This window comes from Palaeococcus pacificus DY20341, from assembly GCF_000725425.1.
GTDB classification, from domain to species: domain Archaea; phylum Methanobacteriota_B; class Thermococci; order Thermococcales; family Thermococcaceae; genus Palaeococcus; species Palaeococcus pacificus.
This window is the reverse complement of record NZ_CP006019.1, coordinates 1,698,728-1,717,504: the sequence shown is the minus strand read 5'-3', so window position 1 is coordinate 1,717,504 and position 18,777 is coordinate 1,698,728. Positions and strand designations below refer to the sequence as shown.

The window sequence follows — 18,777 nt, the reverse complement described above, 5'->3', positions numbered from 1 at the left end:
AGAGAAAGTTGCTTCATGGGTATAAAAGGATTAAGGAAAAGGGATAAGAAAAAAGTTCAGCTAATTACACATTTGCTCCATCCGCAGGCCTTACACACTTCACAACCGCTTTCAAAGACGGTTGGAGCACCGCACACTGGACAAACACCTTTCTTTGCTTCTTCTTTTGCTTTTTGGGGCACACTGAGGCTTATATTTAAAGTTAAGCTTTGTTTGTTATTTTTCTCCGCAGCGTTGCCGTTTTTACCGTTGGTGCCGTTTATTATTGCATTGACGTTGATGAAGCGCTCAAGCCAGGGCTCGTTTTCAACAACTTTCTTCAATATTTCAACCGCGTATTTGCTTGGTTTCGCCTTAACTCTCTGCTTCTTCTCTCCTTCGACGCTGTAAACTTGAACACTCAGCGAGCCGTCCCTATAAACGGTGACTCCCTTACAACCGAGCTTATACGCTAAGAGGTATGCCGCTTTAACATCCTCAACAGTGGCATCGTTTGGCATGTTTATGGTCTTACTTGCTGAATCAGTGAGCCAAAGTTGTATCTCAGCTTGGGCTAATATGTGGTCGAGCCAGTGGATATCCATTGAAGTGACGAAGACCCTTTGCATATCCTCGGGTATCTCCTCGAGACCTTGAACAGAGCCATAGTTGTCGCTGATTTTTTGGAGTATTTCATCGGTATAGAGGCCGCGCTTTTTAAGTTCAGCCTCAAAGACTGGGTCGACGTAATAAAATTCGCCAACGGTGACGCTCTTTTTGTACACCAGGGCGAATATTGGCTCTATGCCGCTCGAAGTGTCTGCAATCATTGAAACACTTCCCGTTGGTGGGCATGTCGTTACCATGGCGTTCCTAACTCCGTACTTCTTGATTTCCTCAACGAGCTCATCCCATGGGAGGTTCCATATTTCTTTGTGATAGAAGCCCTCTATTGGGAGCTCACCCTTTGGATAGGCACTCTTCTCATAGAGCGGGAACGTGCCGCGCTTTTTAGCAGCTTCAACTGAGTACTTGTAGGCGTAGAAAGTGAGATATTCGGTGGCTTTGCGCATGAAGTCGTAACCCTCTTTGCTGTTGTATGCTATTCCGAGCTTGAAGAGCGCATCCGCTAAACCCATCATTCCAACGCCTATTCTCCTCGTGAGCTTTGTGCTGTAGTCAATCTCCGGGAGCGGGAACTTATTGACATCTATTGCGTTGTCGAGGTACTTGGCAACCTTTTGGATAACTTCGGCGTACTCGTCCCAGTCGAAGTAAGCTCCATTTTCATTGTATTTCACAAACTTTGCAAGGTTTATGCTCGCTAAATTACAAGATTCGTAGTCGTAGAGAGGCTCTTCTCCGCAGGGGTTTGTTGCCCTAATCTTCCCGCCTTTAGCTTCTTCGAGAACGTTCCTCCTGTTTATGATGTCAAAGAATATAACACCTGGATCTGCCTTGGACCATGCCATGAATGCGAGCTCTTCAAAAAGGGTCTTTGGATTTATTTCCTTCTTCTTTTTACCTGTCCTTGGATTTACCAGAGGATATTTTTTCCCTTCTTTTATGGCCTCCCAAAAGTCCTCCCAAAGCCCAACACTAATGTTAAAGTTGCTTAAAACATTCGTTCCTGTGTTCTTCTCCTTAGCATGGATGAATTTCTCTATATCGGGGTGCCAGACCTCAAGAATTCCCATGTTTGCTCCTCTTCTCACGCCACCTTGCTTTATTACATCACTAACAGCATCTATGAGATGCATAAATGAGATAGGACCGCTAGCAGCACCAGTTGTCGTTCCAACTAAATCTCCCTCTGGCCGAAGCTTTGAGAAATTAAGGCCTGTACCACCACCCATTTTTTGAATAATTGCCACATCGTGTGCTGCTTTCATAATGCTCTCCATATCATCTTCGATAGGCACTACAAAGCACGCTGACAGCATTCCTAGTGGCCTACCGGAGTTTATGAGGGCCGGGCTGTTTGGCATAAAGACTTGGGAGGTCATTAGTCTGAAGTATTCCTCGACCTCATCTTCATAGTTGTCGAACTCTCCGCTCTCAATCATTTTCACGAACTCGTCTATACTTACTTTCATGTGACCTTTCTGTGCAAGTTCCTCATAAAGGTTCAAAAGTCTCTCAAAGTGATATTTATTAAGCTTAAACCTTCCTATGCTCAGCTTTTTGTCGTATTCATCCAAAAGCTCGCGGTAGTACACCAAATTGCTCAAATCCTGCTCGAAGCCACCTTCTTTGGAGAAGACTCTCTCATCATAGAGCAAATCTGGGATAACTGATAGAAGTGCAACCCTCTCAAAGAGCTCTTTTGGGCTCTCAATTATTTTCCCTTCTTCATTTTTTATTAGATACCTGCTCGCGAGGACTCTTAAGGCATTTATGGAGAAGCGCTTATCAATATCATCAAGCTTTTCTTTGTTAAGTATCTTCCTCTTCTCTTCTCTAATCTCTGCTTTCTTCTTTCTGTAAATTATGTATGCCTTTGCAACATCAAAAAGACCGTTGCGCATTAATTCGAGCTCAACTATATCCTGGATGTTTTCAATATTTGGGACTTGCCCATCATAGAGCTCATTAATCCTATCGACGACATCTTTGACAACTTTGTCAAGAAGCTCCTCATCCCTTACGCCCACTTCGAGCATTGCCCTTTTTATAGCCCACTTTATACGACCTTCATCGAAAGGTACTATTCTACCATCTCTTTTCATCACTTTTTCAACTACCATAGAGACACCTCGTCATTTTATCGGAACATATCTGCATAGTTGTTAGAATGATAGGTAGTATAATGAAGGCTCTCCAACGCTAAAAACTTATCTCTCAGAGAATTGGCATCATGTCAAAAATGCAAGAAGTTTGTAGACACCCAATTAAAAAGTGTAAAACTAAAGGTTGTCGGATAATTTATCCAACATCACTCCCTAGCGACCACAGGGAATTCTTCCCATGGGAAGACTATCCACTTGTCAGTTCTGAATACATAAAAATCTGGCACAACTGAAGTCCAAGGCTTGGTTGAGAGGCAGACTACCTTTACTTCCTCCGCTCCAAGTTTTTTGACCTCTTCAATGGCCACTTCTAACGTTTTTCCTGTATCACTGACATCATCCACTATTGCTACTTTCTTTCCCTTCAGGTCGCCGTGGATTGGGATTTTTATAACTGGCTTTTCGCCATGAGTACCTATATCAGTATAGAATTTTATATCCATCACTTTGAGTTCAATGTCCCCTAATATATGGCTGAGTCTAACAGCTGGAATCAGCCCTCCCCTTGCTATTCCCACTATAACATCCGGCATGAACTTTTGTCTGAGCTCTTCAGCGAGAGAGAACAAAGCTCTGTCTATTTGCCACCAAGTTAGATAAACCTTGTCCATATGACCCCCTCCTTTGACATGATTGTGATAACATAAACATAGCGTCAAAGGTTTAAAAATCTACTCCTCAAGGTTTTCCAGTATTCTAGCTCCTTTTCCAGTGAGTGTGTAGTAAATCCTCCTACCCCGTTTATAGGCCTCTTTGATGAGCCCTAAGCTCTCAAGCTCCTTTATGTGTTGGTAAACAGCTTGATATTTCATGGGTTTGGATATGTTCTCCCAGATCTCATAGCCATAGCTGGGCTTATCCCTAAGGAGCCTTAAAATCTCGAGTTTTGTTCCTGTCATGATTGAGCGCTCTTTTTCTTCATAAAAACTCTTTAACCCTGAGCCTGTAATTACTAAGGCTATTTTATCATCCTTTTCGAAGTAGTTCTCCTCCTTTAGCTTTAACAGGGCAGGAACAACAACTGCCGAGGCATACTCAGCAAAAACGCCCTCTTTAGTTAACAGCCTCTCTCCCATGTCTAGCTCCTCTTCCCTAACAAGGACAGCTGTTCCTCCGCTCTCTTTTACAGCTCTAACAGCCTTCTCTTTGTTGAGGGGGTCTTTGACATAGAGCGCCAGGGCCTTCGTAAACTCCTTCTTCCCTTTAATGTTTAGTATCTCACTTGCTATGGGGGAGCACTTTTCAGTTTGCACTGCTATCAGCTTTGGAATTTCTTCCACAGCACCAATCTCTAAGAGCTCCTTAAATCCCTTGTAAATACTGTATATATTGCTCCCGCTTCCGGTGGGGACTAAAATGTGTGTGGGCTTTAGCTCCTCCCAGAGTTCAAAAGCAAGCGTCTTCTGTCCTTCTATGCCTATTAAATTGCTTGCAGAGGTTACATCATAGAGCCCATTGAGCTTTGCAAGCTCTTTAGCGTAGGGAATAGCCTCGTCAACGCTCTCTCCATAACGGATTATCTTAGCTCCAAAGGCTATCATTTGGATCAGCTTTCCTTTATCCACCCTCCTAGGAATAACTACAAATGCCTCTTTGTTTGCTCTTGCTGCATAAGCTGCTAGCGAAGCAGCGCTGTTTCCATCACTTGCCACTATAAATCCATTTTCGGCAAAAGGCAGTCCATAAGAAACCGCAACGGTTGCAAATCTATCTTTAAAAGAGCCCGTTGGGTTTCTCGTCTCGTCCTTTATGAAGACTTCTAATCCCAACTCTTTACTAAGCTTGGCTTTAAAAAGAGGGCTTCCTCCTTCATTTAAGCTCACTATCTTCTTGACTTCCGGTAGAAGTTCTTTATAGCGCCAGACACCTCTGTTTCTCATTCTCCACTTTTTAACGTCCACTTTAGAATAGTCATATGTAATCTCAAGCCCCTCCCCACAGATGCAGCTGGGAGGAATGATTGATGAGTAGGCCCTACCGCATTTATGACATCTAACCTCCATGCTTTCACCATACAGGGATTAGTAATTAAAAGTTAAAATAGTTTGGGAAGCCTTCAGTCTTTTTCTAAAAGCTCCCTGACATACTTGGGCATTTGGAATAGTGTTTCGTGTTTTTCAGGATCATAGTAGATTAACTCGAGCTCTTTAGCCCTCTCTAAGTCGATCTTAGTGAAATCAATCTCGCCTTTGACGCCAACTAAAAAGCTCCAAGGTGATGCGTATCCTATAACCGGGAAGCTGAAGTAGTAAACGCGGTCAAAGACCTTCTTCATATTCTTGTAAGCATCCAAAAGCTCATTTGTAAAGAGGTAGACGCTTCCTGCTTGGGTTATATAGAGCCCTTTTTCGCCTAGTGCATCATATGCATTTCTATAGAATTCCTCGCTGAAGAGGAGCTTTGCGGGACCAACGGGATCTGTTGAGTCGACTATTATCACATCGAACTTCTCTCCTGAGTTCTTCATGTATTCAACGCCATCTCCAATAATGAGCTCTCCCCTAGGCTCTTCCTTTTTCATCAGCCGCTCTAAGAGTCCTCTATCTATCCCCAAATAAAGCATTGAAATCTCGACAACCATGTCGTCTATCTCTACTAGAGTTGCTTTCTTGACGGTTTTATGTTTAAGCACTTCCCTAAGAGTCCCACCATCTCCTCCGCCAATCACCAAAACTCTGCGCGGATTTGGATGTGCGAGCATCACGGGATGAACCAAAGGCTCATGATAGCTTTCTTCTCCATGTTCAACTAGTTGGACAGTCCCATCTAGGACGAGGAGCTTTCCAAATCCCTCAGTTTCGTAAAGCTCAATTCTCTGGAATTTGCTTTGAGTTTCCAAAAGCTTGCTTTTGATCTTAAACCCAACACCATAACCTCTCGGATACCATTCAATGAAATGCATCGCACTCACCTCTCTCGAAATAAATATCAAAGGAAGGATTTAAAAAGATGATTAAGAAGAATCAGTCCTTTCTGAAGAGAATCCCCCTATCGATTTTAACAACTGTGGGGTTTTTACATTTGAGTGCCTTTATGATGTATTCCCCCGCTTTCACAGGCATTGTGTGATCCCCACAGGTATAAACATCAACGCTTGCATAGCCATGCTCTGGCCAAGTGTGAATTGTGATATGACTCTCAGAAACAACAACAGCACCAGAAACGCCTTGAGGAGAGAACTTATGAAATCTCTTGTCAATAACAGTCGCGTTGGCTATTTCTGCTGCCTTAGTGAGGATTTCTTCTATTTTTTCGATATCGTCTAATATTTTGGGATCGCATTCGTATAAGTCCAAAATCACATGCATACCTAATGGGTTTTCGACACCCATCATCGCACTCACCCCCATCCATCTTGACCACCTCTTCCATTGTTCAAAATATTGAAAGTGTTAGTATGGGAGCATAACTACTGCGGCTAAAGCTGCCGCGGGTTTATCCTTAACAGTAATCTCTGAAACTACAACCTTAAACTCCTTAAGCTTCCATCCTCTAACTCTAAAGCCCTCTTCAACCATTTTCTTTACCATCTCTATGGCTTCTTCTTTTGTGCAGTATCCGCTGTATTCGTAAATTAGTCCTCCATTATTGTCTTCACTTATACCAACACCCAAAGCGGCGCTTATTGTTGAACCGGGCTCATCGCTCTCTATATGGGCGTAAACTGTTGGAAGGAGCATTCCTATTGGAACTTCGGGCATCTTCTCAATCCACTCTATGTGAGCAGGAATAACACTGCTCAGCTTAACTAAATTGACGTTCCCAATGCCCATTTTTAGGAGAGCGTTATCAAATGCATTTAACTTGGTTCCACCTTCTGCACTCGCAGCAACCATAATTGCTTTTTTTGGGGTTATCCAGCTCATATCTCTCCACCACCTTTTTTTTCGAATAATATTCGTTTGTTCGTGATTTGGATAATAATCCACTACTTATTTCACGCTCTACTAATTATGGCTCAACCGTTAGCTTATAAATATTTCGTTTTCGGCCCAAAAGCGAAACTGTCCGTAAATTTTTGAGAACTCTTAAAATGGCTAAATAAGAACCGATAGAACTAAAAACTAACGGATAAAAACTGCGTTTTAGATTAAATAAAAATACGGGGTAAAGATTGAAAAAGGATTTATTCAGGAATTTCATGTTGTAGAGCTCTCATCGTCATCGTAAAGCTCTTGACCGAGAGTTATTTCGTCTTCAAAGCCTTTTGAACCTTCTAGTGTCTGTATCCTGAACATGTAGCTCTTGTACCAGTTGTGCCCTGGCTTCACCTTTATTGGAACTAAGCGCCAAGCTCTTGTCTCCTCTTCGTAGCCCCAGTTCACGTACTCATTGAAGTTCCTAATGAGGTCTGTTATGACAACACCAAACTCGTTTAAGAGGAGCTTTTGAATCTCGCGCCACTTGTCTAATGAGCTTTCTCTTCTAGTTATTCCAAAGTAGCCTGCGCATCCAGGGCCCTTGAGTGTTGCAATTCCTCTTCCAACGAAGGCTCTAACTGCATCCACGGTCTCAGGTGGGTCGGTAATGAATGTATCAAACTTCTTAAGGGCGTAGTCTGGCAGAGGTTTCCTCAAATCGAAAGTGAATATATCTATGTTGCTGTAACCAATCTCATCCGCTGCCTTCTCGATGAACTTGATTAAGCGCTCATCAATGTCTAAAACAGCTATTCTCTTTGGAAGACCGGAGAGCATTAAAGCTATGCTCGTTAAGTCATCATCACCTAAGACAAAGACCTCTTTATTAGCTAAGTCTCCTCTCGTGTGCATGAGAGCTACTCTAGCCACTGTAGTCTCTGGTGTGACGTATGCCTGATCAAAGTCGTGCTTTGGTTGTGGCCTGTCCTTGACTATCTCTTTGAACTGCTCCAAGAGGTCGTTAAAGGCATTGAGTTCAACTGTTTTACCCTCACAGTGTTTGCAGGTGTAATCCTCTCTTTTGGCGATTCCATACTTTTCCACCAACTCCTTGCCTTTTTGTGTCAAAATTATCTCTTTGTTGAACTCAATATACCCAAGTTTGCTTAAAACGCCCAAAACTTCCGTTACCAATGGAAGGGGCTCTTCACTTAAATCAATAATTCTCCACAAATCACCGCTCGCAAGAACAGCGCTCAAAACATTCTCCACTGTTCTCTCGTAGACTGGAATTGGAGTTTTCTCCTTTACTTTGGTCACTATTTCCCTCATGCTCTCACCTCCAAAAGCTCACCACAAGAGGAAAAAGGCTGCAGTAAGATTTTAAAGGGCATCTATTTTAAGCTTTTTGGAGATAATAATGATATGGATAATTGAAAATGACTTCGTGAAAAAGTATCGCCTCAAAGGCTCTCTAAAAGCCCTTGAAAGAGTTAGGGAGCAAATAAGCGAGGAAGCTTATAGTAGGCTTAAGGAATTGGTTCGATACAGGCTCTACGGTGAAGAATTTAGGCGTACTAAGCTTAACGAGGAGATTGTAGTTGCCTTTTCGGGTGGAAGTGATAGTACAGCAACGGTTTTAGGCCTAAGGTGGGCAGGATTTAAAGTAACTCCTGTGACTGTAAAGCTCCCTCAAATGAAAGAGGCGAAAATAAAGCGTCTAAAGAAATTCGGAGCGGTGTTTATAGAAGTAGAGGATTACGGACAGATAATGCTTGATAGGGTTAAAAAGAGGGCGACGCTGTGTGGTGTTTGTCATTCATTAATCATGGAAAGCGTTGAGCGCTATGCACGTGAGAATGGTGTTAAAATCGTTGCGAGTGGGGATATGCTCAGTGTCGGGAACCTCTCGATATATCCAAAAAATGATGTTGTGATGCTGAACTTCCCGGCTTTTTTAGCTATGGATAAAGGAGAGCTCATCGACATCATAGGCGGCGTTTACACGTTCCATTTTGGGTGTCCCGTCTTGAGGAACGCGTATAAGTCAAACCGCTCGCTAAAGCTGTTCTCAATCCAGAGGGTTATGAGGGAGCTGAGAGCGGGTGTATTAACGGAAGACATGGCAAAGGAGCTTATTCTTGATATACTCTCGTAGTTTCCCAAGTTTGTTCCATAAGGTTTAAATTTGATAACTTAGACTCCCTTTCAGGTGAGGAAAAATGGCGGATGAAAAGACCAACGCTCAAACTTCAAAAGATGTTGAGCTTACGAAAGAGGCGATTTTGGAAAAGCTCAAGGAAGTTATTGACCCTGAAATTGGTGTTGATGTCGTTAATTTGGGTCTCATTTATGAGCTTGAGGTTAGGGAAGATAAGACCGTTTATGTTAAGATGACAATGACTACTCCTGGATGCCCCCTAACAATGTGGCTCTTAAAAGCAGTTGAGGAGAAGGTCTTGGAGATTCCTGGTGTTAAAGATGCAGAAATTGAGCTAACTTTTGACCCTCCGTGGACTCCAGAGAGAATTAGCGAGGACTTTAAGAGAAAACTCGGCTTAATGTAGCCTCTTTTCTCTACACAATTTTTACCCACACTTGCCCACTTCTGCAATTTTTTATTCACTAGGGAGGCTTTTTATGCGGTATAACGTCTCACAGCGTCTCGAGACGTGGAAAATCTTTTAAATAAAGAATACACAGATTATTTCGAAAACCTTGGAGGTGTTTAGGATGAAGGTTGTTGTTGATAAGGACGCATGCATTGGATGTGGAGTTTGTGCAAGCATCTGCCCAGACGTTTTTGAGATGGACGACGATGGAAAGGCTAAGGTCTTGACCCCAGAAACAGACCTCGAGTGCGCTCAAGAAGCCGCTGAGAGCTGCCCAACCTCAGCTATCACAGTTGAGTGAGGCCATTTTCTTTTCATTCCTTTTGTCCATTATCCTGTAAATTAAACAAAAAAATAAAAGGTCACTCTAAGTTTAGATTAAACTTCTCCGCCTGTTCTAAAACATATTCCCTAATTTCTCTAGCCTTTGGCAGCTCCGCAACGATTTCTCCATTTTCAATGAGCGGCTTTAATAGGGGCTCAACTTTTGCTCCGCAGACTGGGCACTTCTCAAGCTTTTTATTGGCAGGGACTCTATGGTAGTGCCCTTTTTCACACCTATAAATCTGCTTCCTTCCGCTCAGCTTTCCACGCTTGGTTATTGGCTTTCCTTCTATCTCGACTATATCGAGGGAGAAGTCTATTGGTTTAGCGCTCGCTATGCTCCCTCCAACGCCAAAAGCATCTGCGACGTCTACTAGCTCCTTGAGGCTCTCCTCATCCAGCCCTCCGCTTAGGAAGATTTTAACATGATCGTAACCTCTTAAATCAAGCTCCCAGCGTACTTCCTCTATTATGCGCTTAAAATTCCCTCTCCTTGAGCTTGGTGTGTCTAAACGAATTGCTGTCAGCCTCTCACCTAAAGCCTCGGCCGCCATTAGAGCTTCAAATTTCTCATCGCACAGCGTATCAACTAGGGCAGTTCTCGGGACTTTTTCATCCATGACTTCATCGAAATACTTCCAAGCTTTAACCTGATCTCCAATCACTAGAATTAGAGCGTGGGGCATAGTCCCAATAGGCTTTTCACCCATCATCTCTGCTCCTAAAACTCCGCTAACTCCATCGCAGCCGCCTATGAATGCTGAGCGGTCAACCATTGGGGCAATGGCAGGGTGCATGTGCCTTATTCCAAAGCTGTAAACTGGTTTGAACTTGGCGGCTATTTTTGTCCTCAGCGCAGCGGTTGCAATTCCGCTCGCTTGGCTCAACATTCCGATTAAAGCGGTCTCATAAATCCCAAATTCTTTGTAATACCCCTCAATCTGCATCACAGGCTCATAGGAGTGGAATATCGTCCCTTCGGGCATTGCGTAAACGTTAACTGGCATTCCTTCCAAGAGCTTTGCTACTTCCTCAACACCAGCTAAGACACCCCACTTCCACCCTTTAGGTAGGGATGTAGTTGAAACGTCAGCAAAAACCTTTTTATGAATCCCTTTTGCTTCAAGAATTGTTTTGGTCCTTACGAAGTAAACATCCGTGGTTTTACCGGATTTAATATCCTCTTCATGGGCTATATAGAAGTCCTTCATCACCACCACCTAACTATTAACTTGACTTTCCTTTGATTTAAGCTTTTCACATTGCGGCTTCTCTTTTACATGGTTAAGGTTAACACAAAGCTTAAAAGCCGCACAAACAAATTACAAACCGACCGGTCGGTAGGTAAGAGGTGGTTGAAATGCAGAAAATAGCTAAATGGGTTGCTTTTCATCCAAAGAGTGCCATAGCTCTGGTTCTCGTTATTACGCTCATCTTCACGTCTTTTACCGTTAATCTGCAGCAGGAGACGAGCCTTGAAGGTCTCTTCCCAAACTATCCGGAAGTCGGGATAATGGACGACATCCAGAAGGACTTTGGAAACACTGAGCCTGTTATGGTGCTCCTACAGGGTGATGACGTCCTAACACCACAATACTTCAAAAAAGCGGCGGATATCACGGAGAAGGTCTGGAATGATAATCTCGTCAGCTCCGCACTGAGGAAGCCCAAGGACGAAAGCATAACCTCGCTCCCCGAATTTTTGGCGATCTACCGGCTCTCCCTGAAGGGGAACTTTAATCCGTCCAAGGAGCAGATTCTGGAGGAGATGCGCTCCTTCACGTCAAAGGATGAGATTGTGGAGACTTTCAACGCCTTCATGGGAGATCCTAACGTCCCTCAGGTTATGAAGGACTACGCCCTCGTTTTCCTACCGAAGGACTTCGATAGGGGGGCCGTAAAAAGCAGCAAGATGGTTATCTATATCTCTCTGGACGGCACGATTCCCAGCGACGAGCTTGAGAGGGTCGAGCTGAGGATTGAGGGAATTGCCAAGGGGGTTGACCAAGAGACATTAACTTACGGCATTCAACTCCTGAACTACTACTATGTGAAAACGGAGGAGCGCTTAATTCCCGCATTTTTAATTGCGCTGGTTTTAATCCTCGCGTTGATGATGCTCAACTTTAGGCGCTTAAGCGACGTTGCGATTTCTCTAATAACGCTCTTTCTCGCGATGCTCTGGACTTTCGGCCTTGCCGGAATTCTAGGGTGGAAAGTGGACTTCATGGCGGGCATGGTGCCGGTGCTTATTCTCGGTCTTGGGATAGACTTCTCCTTCCACGTGCTCATGAATTACAGAGAGGAGCTTGAGGAAACATCTGACCCCAAGAAAGCCACATACCTCGTGCTCTCCACTGTCGGGATTGCCCTTCTCTTGGCGATGATTACGACCGTTGTTGGCTTTTCTTCAAACGGAATCTCCAAGATTCCAAGCATGAGGCATTTTGGCTTCCTGTCCGCCTTCTCGATTCTTGCAATTTTTATACTCAACTTAACATTCGTTCCCGCGGTGAGGGAGCTTCTAGACTTGAGAGGAGGTGTGGGGAAGGTTAAAACCGGCAAAGGAAAGAGAATGGCAAGGAACGGCATGATCAAAAGACTCCTCTGGCTCATCAACAGGCCCTCCATTGTACTCGTCCTCCTCCTCGTAATATTCGGCGTGGCCTTGCCCGGCTGGGTCATGGGGCTCGGGATGAAAGCTTCCTACGACCCAACGGGAGAGCTCGCCACCGACCTGGACATAACAAAGGCCTACGGAATCCTGAACGAGGAGTTCGACGTGGGCACCGAGACCGTTTTCATAAGGGTTGATGGGGACTTAACGAACCCTGAGCTGTGGGGGCAGCTTCAAAATGCGCTGGAAAACATGAACGATGATAGATATGTTGTCGTTTATGAGAAAAAGGCCCGTGCCGAGTGGATTTTAAGCCTGCTCCCACTCTTCGCAATGGAGGATCAAAAGGTCATTAGGGCATATCTTATGGTGGATAGGGACATGGACGGCAGGATTGATGACGATGCAGCCCCTGAGCAGCTGAAGGCTTTCTTAAACGCCCTCTATGAGACCCCTATGGGAGACCAATATATCCACAGGGACGAAAAGGGGAACTTTGATGGTTTGATAATCAGGGTCGCGACGAGGACAAAGCTCGGCTACCACGGTAAAAAGCTCATGGAGGAGCTTAGAGAGGACTTTGAGGGGGTTAACGCAGAGGTGAGCTTCACGGGGATGCCTATAGTCTGGGCCAAAGGTCTTGACGACATCAGAGACTCAATGACGAACTCCATCTTTCTGTGCCTAGCATTTGCCTTTATAGTGCTTCCTGTGGCTTTTGGCATCTCCCACCGCTCTCCGCTTCTAGGACTTTTAACTGCCATCCCACCCTTCATAACCCTCGGGTGGCTCTTTATGACAATGAAGCTCATTGGAATACCCCTCAACATGATGACCGCGATGGTGGGGGCGGTGATAGTTGGGATAGGCATAGACTACCCGATCCATATAGCGAACCGCTGGGCGCTTGAGAGAAAGGAAGGCAAAGGCCTTGAGGAGTGCTACGCAATCTCGCTGTCGAGCACTGGAAGAGAAGTGCTTTACTCTGCCATAACGACCTTAATTGCTTTTGGAGTCTTTGTGCTGATACCGATACCTGTGATTGCCCAGTTCGCCACCACAACACTTTTCGGGCTTATTTACAGCTTCATTGGGGCAGTGCTAACTTTGCCGCTCCTCTTGAGACTATTTTGGCACAGAGGTGATTGAATGTCAAATCGCATCTGCATAGTTTACGACACTAAGAGGGGCTCAACGGAGATGATAGTTAAGTGGATGGAGGAAGCCATAAAGGGAAAAGCTGAGGTTAAAGTAATGCGTGTGAGTGAAGTGGATAGCTTGAGGGGCTGTAACTTAGTTGTAATTGGAAGTCCCATCTACTACGAAAGGCCATTGAAGAGTGTCCTCAAGTTTTTGGAGGAACACAGGGATGAGTTGAGGGATAAGAAAGTGGCAGTTTTTGTCGTATGCCTTGCCGAGCTCTTTGGGCACTTCACTAAAGGCTACATTGAGAAGTACTACCTCGGGCCAATCTTAAAAAAGGTGCCGGCAAAAGTTGTGAAAGCTGGGATCATGAGGGGGTGGCTTGCAAAGCCAGATTTTAATCAAAAGGAAAATATCCAAAAATGGATTAATGACGTTCTATCCGCTAGCTTTTATTCGAACGGAGTGGGGTGCTAAAAAATGGGGAGGAAAGAAACCAGGGAGAGAATTTTAGAGGTTGCCCTTGAACTCTTCAGCGAGAGAGCTTACGATGACGTTTCAATGGAGGAGATTGCGAAGAAAGTTGGCATCTCAAAAGGAGGACTCTTCTATCACTTTTCCTCAAAGTATGAGCTTGCTAAAGAAGCGCTGTTTTACGGATTTGAGCAGTGGGCTAAGACGATATTTCCTAAAATTCTAAGTGCAGAGTCACCGGAGGATAAGTTTAAAGCGCTGATTGAGTACTCATTTGAGTTCATCTTAAACAACCCGAAGCTCTCTCGCTTCTTCTTGGAGGTTTATGAGGAGAGTATCAAGCATGGAAACGGCCTAGGACAGTGGGATGCATTTTATGAGGAATACTTGGAGCTTTTTGGTGGTATCTTTGAGGAGCTTGGTGTCCCCAATCCAAGGCTCAGGGCCATGCTCTTCGGTGCGCTCTTAGATGGTTTGGCGCTCCACTATTTAGTAGCGGGAGATGAGGGAAGGGGATACTTTGATATTGAGGCGTTGAAAAGGGAAATTTTTGAGATGTTCAGGTACAGAGAAAGAGAAATTAAAGGCTAAAAGGAATCTCTGCATTTTCTCCTTTTTCTATTTTGTGAAGCTCCTTTCTATAAGCTTCGAGGGGTTTATCCTCATTCTTGAGGAAGCGCGCAAATGTTAAGGGCTCTTTTTCAAGCTCCTCAAAGAACGTGGGATAGCGCTTGTCTCTAATCAAATGGTGGTCGAGAATTATTTGAGCATTGGTTTCTTTTATTATTTCGTTTAAATTCTTCACTCCTACCCTCCAAGCATCTTTAACCCTGTATTCCAAGTACGTCGGAGGGCCACCTGCTATCAAAATATCTGGTACTTCCTTTATGATCCACTCCTTCGCTCTATCATTCAATAGCTGGGTGTCGCTTGCGTGGATTAGCCTTTTAGTGCCGTCATCTACGAGCACCATCACAACGAAGCCGAGTTTTGAGCCTTCACTTCCATGGGGAACAGCGGGAGAGAACTCGACTATGAAATCGCCGAAATCAAAGAGCTTAGCATCAGCATATTTAATTTTCCGGGCAATCCTTTCGACCTCTTTCAAGAAGGCCCAAGAGCGTTTTCTCTGGCTGAAATTTATGTTCTCCTTTGGGTGTTTGATGAGGAGGGTTTTGCTTTCATAAATCTCCTTCGCCCTTTCGGGAGATGAGCTTTCATAAAGTCCTTCAAAGAAAGGTGTGTGATGGTCGTAGTGGTAATGAGAAATCGTTATTATGTCTGCTTTTTTAGCGTAAGCCTGGATTTTTTCCCTACCTTTGGCTAAGGCTTCAAGCTCTGCCTTTGCTGGGGGCAGCGAATAGCGTTTAGGCCCTAACGCTACACCAGGGTCTATGAGAATTCCCATCTTATCTATTTCAGCATAAATCGCTAAGCTCCTAACACCTAAGCTCTCCGATGCTAGGGGTATTACCTTCATAAGCTCACCAAAATAAGTTCTCTAAACTTGCTAAAAATATTGTGTGGAAAAGTTAGGCGAGAGGGCTATAGCCCGCCTTCTGTATTCAGGGGCATTCGACTAAGCGGCCTACCACGGGGCTCGCACCGGGACTTCATTGCCCCTTTCTCGGCCTTGCACCCCACGGGACGGCCGTTTCACCGATCCCCCACAAATCGTCTGCGGGTTAGCTCGGCCTTCGTTGCCGAAGGCCTTCGCCGCCTTCATTCACATTTTTGTGGGGACGTGTCGTTTCTGCTCCGTTGCCCTCCCTCTCGGGAGGTGCCTTGCGGCACCGCGGCCCCGGTGAGGTGGGCGGAACTTCCTCCTTGCGGAAAGCCCCAGCCCTCTCGCCAATTATAACTCAACCTTGGAGGTTAAAAACCTTAGCTCTTTTTCTTTGGAATGTTCTTAAACTCCCTAAATTTGGGTATCTTTGGCCTCTTAAACCTTCCTAAAGGTGATTTCCTCTTCGGTTTCGGCCTCTTCCTCTTCTTACTCTCTTTAGGGGAGTACATAATATATGCCGCAATTAAAACGATTGTGATGAGCAGCACCACAAGTACGGCTTTTCCGGTGTTATTTTCCTCATTATCTCCAATGTGTGTTGTTGTAGTGTTTGCTGCTGTGCTCGATGTAGTGGGCTCTACTGTGGTTGTGGTAGTCGTGCTCGGGGGGAGTTCAATCTTAAAGCTTCCGGTTTTTTGTGTTCTCTTCCCGAGTTCTTCAAGGTAAATCTCGTAGTTAATTACCTCACCCAGAGGCACTTTGAGAATTATTTCAATCTCATTTGTGCCTTTTTTTAACTGTAACTCCAGTTTTTCCCTCTTTAAAACGCTGTCCCCAACGTAGAACGAGTACATAACTTTTGATGCTATCTCAAAATTGTTCGGGTTAACTATTTCAAGCTTAGCTATAGCAACATCATCGTGGGTTACTATTGTGATATTTTCGATGCTTGGGAAGGCTATGGAGAGAAATTCATCCTCCGCTTCTCCTAAAACAACATCGCCATAACTTAAAGTTGCCTTAACTTTTATTTTTCCGGGGATTGGGGCGGGAACATTGAATGTGAACCTGTTGCTCCCCTGAGCTATTTTTACGTTGTTTTTAATAGATGTCAGCAGGCTTTCATTGCTGTCAAAGAGCTCCAATGCTATCTCCGCGTTGAGGTTTCTATCGGAGATTACGTCGATGTAAACTTCGTTATTCTCTCCTTCAAGAATGTTCTTAGCCTCTAGGGATATGGAAGAGATCTTAACTCCAAATGTTACGAAATAGTCCTTTGAAAAAGTGAATGTCTCTTCGGGGTATGAGAGAATATACCTGACCTTGTATTCTCCTTCGGGGAGATTATATGGGATTTTTAGCTCATTTTTCACCAGGTAGTTGTTTCCGCTTACGTTAAACGTTTTTTTGTTCTCCATTATAATTTTGTCTCCCTTTAGCAGCTGAGCTGTAGCGTTTATCATTACTGGGGAGCTCTTGAAGTTTTTGATGTGGGCATAGGCAACTATAGTTTCCCCGTTTAGGACGTAGCTTATATTTTGTGGCTTTCCTTCAACATAAGATCCTATGTCTAAAAGCTTCAGCGGCTTTTCTATAACTTCTACGGGAATTCTTGAGGTGATTATATAGAGGTCTCCCGTTTGGGTAAAGCCCCACAAAGTCAGTTCCAGCGTGTAGCTCCCGCCATTCACGCTTTCGTTCGTGGTTAATTTGTAGTAGAAGGTTTTGTTCTCTTTTCTTCTCCATTCACCCGTTTTGTCGGGTATGAGCTCAAAAGAAAATCCTTGGACTTCTTTGTTGTTATCATCGAGAGCTATGAACTTTATAAATGAAACAACTTTGAAATCGCTGTTTAATGCGTTTGTTAAGATTATGGAACCTTCGCTGGAATCTCCAGCTACAACGATTATCTTGTTTTCGGTTGTGAACTCTCCAAATTGGGCCGATGCTAGGGGCATCATTATCATAAATAGCACTATCAGCAATGCCTTCTTCAATTTCCCCCACCAATATTCTTTCTCGCTGATTAACTATAAATCGTTTGCTAAAAGCAAATTCAAATGTATGGAAGGAGCAAGAACAGACCCATAACAATGAGGGATATAAATGCAAAGAGGCTTAAGCGATAAAGGGTTAGCTTTCCAAACTGCTCCCGCACTATAATTCCAATTATCGTTAGAAAAATTCCGTAAAGGAGCGTAAAAATCCCCAGTGCAAGCTTTACCTCAATCCTCATTAGAAGGAGGAGGCCTAGGATAGCACCGGCTAAGACCGTAACATGGGGAATTGTCATCATGAAGTAGTTGAGTAGGATTTTCTCATCTTCCATTTCCATCACTCCATGATGAAGGCATAAGTGGTTGTGGTCGGGAGTTTGCGCCTAATCTTTGGGAGCATATACCTTGGAAGCGTGAGCTCGTTTTTCTCTTCCAAAATATCATACGTACCGAGGAGCTTTTCGATTACCTTAACAGCTAAAGCTCCCCTAACCTTGAAGTAACCATGCCAAGTTGTGGTTATCTCAAGCACTATAGGGATGTATAGCTTATCGACCTCCCACTCATCCAGCAGTGAGGCCAAAAATTCGAGCTCTTTTCTTTTGAAATAGTGCTCACTTCCATCTTTGAGCTTTACTTTTGGTTCTTCTTCCTTTAAAAGCTGAGCTAAGCTCTTGCGCTGCCTTGGAAGATGAAGATTTATCCTTGAGAGCTCTTTGTTCAGCACTTCGTCAGGTTTCATGAGCATCAAAATTAGTAGGCGTGAGGTTTCATAAAGTTTGCCCAGAATAATATTAAAACAAAAAGGCTAATCCTCTTGCCTTGCCTCCAAAAGGGCTTTAACCCTCTTGAGCCTGAAGAAGTTTTCCCTCTCCATCTCATCCAAGCGCTGCTCGATGAACTTAACAGTAGCTTCCATCCTTGGGATTATGATGTACTCTAAAGCGTTTACTCTGCGCTTAGTCTTCTCAATTTCCCTTGCGAGCCTTTGCAGAGTTTCTTCAACCTCAGCCAAGCGGACTGCTAACTCTAAAACTTCCTCAAACTTTTGAGCAACGATGTCAACTCTTGGAGAAGTGGACACGAAGGAATATCCTCTTTCCTCGGGGGTTCTCTTAAATGATTCGGCTTCTATTAGTGGAACAGGAACACCCATGATGTTTCTCCTTTTTATTTCGACTTCTTTATTTGGTCTAACACCCAAAGCAATCTCTTTGAGCTTTGTAACGCTCACTTCTATTTCAGCCATTCTGAGGGACTCGAAAGCTTCTTCCATCTTCTGGTTTAGCTCTCTCCTCAAGCTTAGGGCTTCATCGTAAATAGTGAAGAACTCCATGATCAGTGCATCCTGCTTTTCTTTGAGAAGCTTGTGTCCTTTGGCAGCTAACTTAATCCTCTTTTTGAGCTTCAGCAGCTCCATCCTCGTTGGCTTCACTTTGAGTATCTCTGGCATTTTAATCACCTCAAAATGTTAA

At 44.1% G+C, this 18,777-nt stretch carries 18 protein-coding genes, 1 other RNA gene and 1 pseudogene; 6 read left to right on the top strand and 14 right to left on the bottom strand.

Annotated features, from left to right (window positions below):
- Window positions 1-56: 56 nt before the first annotated feature.
- The 7 genes from PAP_RS09340 to bpsA all read right to left on the bottom strand — a co-directional run bounded on the left by PAP_RS09340 (window position 57) and on the right by bpsA (window position 7,960).
- Window positions 57-2,726, bottom strand: coding sequence for an adenosylcobalamin-dependent ribonucleoside-diphosphate reductase (locus PAP_RS09340; protein WP_048165750.1), 2,670 nt, complete (start codon window positions 2,724-2,726; stop codon window positions 57-59).
- A gap of 188 nt (window positions 2,727-2,914) precedes the next feature.
- Entirely contained in the window at window positions 2,915-3,379 is a 465-nt protein-coding gene (locus PAP_RS09335; RefSeq protein WP_048165749.1) for a phosphoribosyltransferase, read from the bottom strand.
- 60 nt (window positions 3,380-3,439) lie between these two features.
- Window positions 3,440-4,771, bottom strand: a complete 1,332-nt coding sequence (thrC, locus tag PAP_RS09330; RefSeq protein WP_048165748.1) for a threonine synthase — start codon at window positions 4,769-4,771, stop codon at window positions 3,440-3,442.
- Between the two features lie 53 nt (window positions 4,772-4,824).
- Window positions 4,825-5,670, bottom strand: a complete 846-nt coding sequence (speE, locus tag PAP_RS09325) for a polyamine aminopropyltransferase (protein ID WP_048165747.1) — start codon at window positions 5,668-5,670, stop codon at window positions 4,825-4,827.
- Between the two features lie 61 nt (window positions 5,671-5,731).
- Window positions 5,732-6,103 carry an adenosylmethionine decarboxylase gene (speD, locus tag PAP_RS09320; protein ID WP_201769535.1) on the bottom strand — a complete coding sequence of 124 codons (372 nt, stop codon included), beginning with the start codon at window positions 6,101-6,103 and terminating at the stop codon, window positions 5,732-5,734.
- Window positions 6,104-6,160: 57 nt separating this feature from the next.
- Window positions 6,161-6,634, bottom strand: a complete 474-nt coding sequence (locus PAP_RS09315; protein WP_048165746.1) for a pyruvoyl-dependent arginine decarboxylase — start codon at window positions 6,632-6,634, stop codon at window positions 6,161-6,163.
- Window positions 6,635-6,907: 273 nt separating this feature from the next.
- The gene (gene bpsA / locus PAP_RS09310; protein WP_048165745.1) at window positions 6,908-7,960 is read right to left on the bottom strand and encodes a N(4)-bis(aminopropyl)spermidine synthase; all 1,053 of its coding nucleotides are present in this window, start codon (window positions 7,958-7,960) and stop codon (window positions 6,908-6,910) included.
- 76 nt (window positions 7,961-8,036) lie between these two features.
- Between bpsA and PAP_RS09305 the strand changes: the two genes are divergently transcribed.
- From PAP_RS09305 to PAP_RS09295, 3 genes and pseudogenes are all read left to right on the top strand, one after another.
- Window positions 8,037-8,786 carry an ATPase gene (locus tag PAP_RS09305; RefSeq protein ID WP_330217306.1) on the top strand — a complete coding sequence of 250 codons (750 nt, stop codon included), beginning with the start codon at window positions 8,037-8,039 and terminating at the stop codon, window positions 8,784-8,786.
- A 100-nt stretch (window positions 8,787-8,886) separates the two neighbouring features.
- Window positions 8,887-9,195 (top strand): annotated as a pseudogene (locus PAP_RS09300) (metal-sulfur cluster assembly factor); the annotation flags it as partial.
- 166 nt (window positions 9,196-9,361) lie between these two features.
- Window positions 9,362-9,541, top strand: coding sequence for a ferredoxin (locus PAP_RS09295; RefSeq protein ID WP_048165742.1), 180 nt, complete (start codon window positions 9,362-9,364; stop codon window positions 9,539-9,541).
- A 61-nt stretch (window positions 9,542-9,602) separates the two neighbouring features.
- Here PAP_RS09295 and PAP_RS09290 read toward each other — a convergent pair whose 3' ends face one another.
- Window positions 9,603-10,775: a nicotinate phosphoribosyltransferase gene (locus PAP_RS09290; RefSeq protein ID WP_048165741.1), complete on the bottom strand. Its 1,173-nt coding sequence runs from the start codon at window positions 10,773-10,775 to the stop codon at window positions 9,603-9,605.
- Between the two features lie 149 nt (window positions 10,776-10,924).
- On the opposite strand from PAP_RS09290, the gene PAP_RS09285 reads away from it, so the two are divergent.
- From PAP_RS09285 to PAP_RS09275, 3 genes are read left to right on the top strand one after another with little or no spacing between them, the layout of a single operon-like run.
- Window positions 10,925-13,330, top strand: coding sequence for an efflux RND transporter permease subunit (locus tag PAP_RS09285; protein WP_048165740.1), 2,406 nt, complete (start codon window positions 10,925-10,927; stop codon window positions 13,328-13,330).
- Window positions 13,331-13,801, top strand: coding sequence for a flavodoxin domain-containing protein (locus tag PAP_RS09280; RefSeq protein ID WP_048165739.1), 471 nt, complete (start codon window positions 13,331-13,333; stop codon window positions 13,799-13,801).
- Between the two features lie 3 nt (window positions 13,802-13,804).
- Complete coding sequence (locus tag PAP_RS09275; protein WP_048165738.1) at window positions 13,805-14,389, top strand: TetR/AcrR family transcriptional regulator; 585 nt, start codon at window positions 13,805-13,807, stop codon at window positions 14,387-14,389.
- Here PAP_RS09275 and PAP_RS09270 read toward each other — a convergent pair.
- The 6 genes from PAP_RS09270 to PAP_RS09250 all read right to left on the bottom strand — a co-directional run bounded on the left by PAP_RS09270 (window position 14,379) and on the right by PAP_RS09250 (window position 18,755).
- Window positions 14,379-15,278 (bottom strand): MBL fold metallo-hydrolase, encoded by a 900-nt coding sequence (locus tag PAP_RS09270; RefSeq protein WP_048165737.1) that lies wholly within the window; start codon window positions 15,276-15,278, stop codon window positions 14,379-14,381. The genes PAP_RS09275 and PAP_RS09270 overlap by 11 nt on opposite strands.
- Before the next feature lie 56 nt (window positions 15,279-15,334).
- Window positions 15,335-15,650: RNase P RNA component (rnpB, locus tag PAP_RS10160), an RNA gene on the bottom strand.
- 32 nt (window positions 15,651-15,682) lie between these two features.
- A complete protein-coding gene (locus PAP_RS09265; RefSeq protein ID WP_048165736.1) occupies window positions 15,683-17,302 on the bottom strand; it encodes a COG1361 family protein in 1,620 nt (539 codons plus the stop codon).
- Between the two features lie 59 nt (window positions 17,303-17,361).
- On the bottom strand, window positions 17,362-17,634 hold the full coding sequence (locus PAP_RS09260; RefSeq protein ID WP_048165735.1) for a hypothetical protein: 273 nt from the start codon (window positions 17,632-17,634) through the stop codon (window positions 17,362-17,364).
- 5 nt (window positions 17,635-17,639) lie between these two features.
- Window positions 17,640-18,050, bottom strand: a complete 411-nt coding sequence (locus PAP_RS09255) for a DUF61 family protein (protein ID WP_144368020.1) — start codon at window positions 18,048-18,050, stop codon at window positions 17,640-17,642.
- 60 nt (window positions 18,051-18,110) lie between these two features.
- Window positions 18,111-18,755 carry a V-type ATP synthase subunit D gene (locus tag PAP_RS09250; protein WP_048165733.1) on the bottom strand — a complete coding sequence of 215 codons (645 nt, stop codon included), beginning with the start codon at window positions 18,753-18,755 and terminating at the stop codon, window positions 18,111-18,113.
- Window positions 18,756-18,777 lie beyond the last annotated feature (22 nt).

Coding starts and splice junctions, on each gene's coding strand:
- speE (WP_048165747.1), bottom strand. CDS start 5,670: ATGCATTTCATTGAATGGTATCCGAGAGGTTATGGTGTTGGGTTTAAG.
- PAP_RS09340 (WP_048165750.1), bottom strand. CDS start 2,726: ATGGTAGTTGAAAAAGTGATGAAAAGAGATGGTAGAATAGTACCTTTC.
- PAP_RS09290 (WP_048165741.1), bottom strand. CDS start 10,775: ATGAAGGACTTCTATATAGCCCATGAAGAGGATATTAAATCCGGTAAA.
- PAP_RS09285 (WP_048165740.1), top strand. CDS start 10,925: ATGCAGAAAATAGCTAAATGGGTTGCTTTTCATCCAAAGAGTGCCATA.
- thrC (WP_048165748.1), bottom strand. CDS start 4,771: ATGGAGGTTAGATGTCATAAATGCGGTAGGGCCTACTCATCAATCATT.
- PAP_RS09275 (WP_048165738.1), top strand. CDS start 13,805: ATGGGGAGGAAAGAAACCAGGGAGAGAATTTTAGAGGTTGCCCTTGAA.
- PAP_RS09250 (WP_048165733.1), bottom strand. CDS start 18,755: ATGCCAGAGATACTCAAAGTGAAGCCAACGAGGATGGAGCTGCTGAAG.
- speD (WP_201769535.1), bottom strand. CDS start 6,103: ATGATGGGTGTCGAAAACCCATTAGGTATGCATGTGATTTTGGACTTA.
- bpsA (WP_048165745.1), bottom strand. CDS start 7,960: ATGAGGGAAATAGTGACCAAAGTAAAGGAGAAAACTCCAATTCCAGTC.
- PAP_RS09255 (WP_144368020.1), bottom strand. CDS start 18,050: ATGCTCATGAAACCTGACGAAGTGCTGAACAAAGAGCTCTCAAGGATA.
- PAP_RS09280 (WP_048165739.1), top strand. CDS start 13,331: ATGTCAAATCGCATCTGCATAGTTTACGACACTAAGAGGGGCTCAACG.
- PAP_RS09315 (WP_048165746.1), bottom strand. CDS start 6,634: ATGAGCTGGATAACCCCAAAAAAAGCAATTATGGTTGCTGCGAGTGCA.
- PAP_RS09335 (WP_048165749.1), bottom strand. CDS start 3,379: ATGGACAAGGTTTATCTAACTTGGTGGCAAATAGACAGAGCTTTGTTC.
- PAP_RS09295 (WP_048165742.1), top strand. CDS start 9,362: ATGAAGGTTGTTGTTGATAAGGACGCATGCATTGGATGTGGAGTTTGT.
- PAP_RS09260 (WP_048165735.1), bottom strand. CDS start 17,634: ATGGAAGATGAGAAAATCCTACTCAACTACTTCATGATGACAATTCCC.
- PAP_RS09270 (WP_048165737.1), bottom strand. CDS start 15,278: ATGAAGGTAATACCCCTAGCATCGGAGAGCTTAGGTGTTAGGAGCTTA.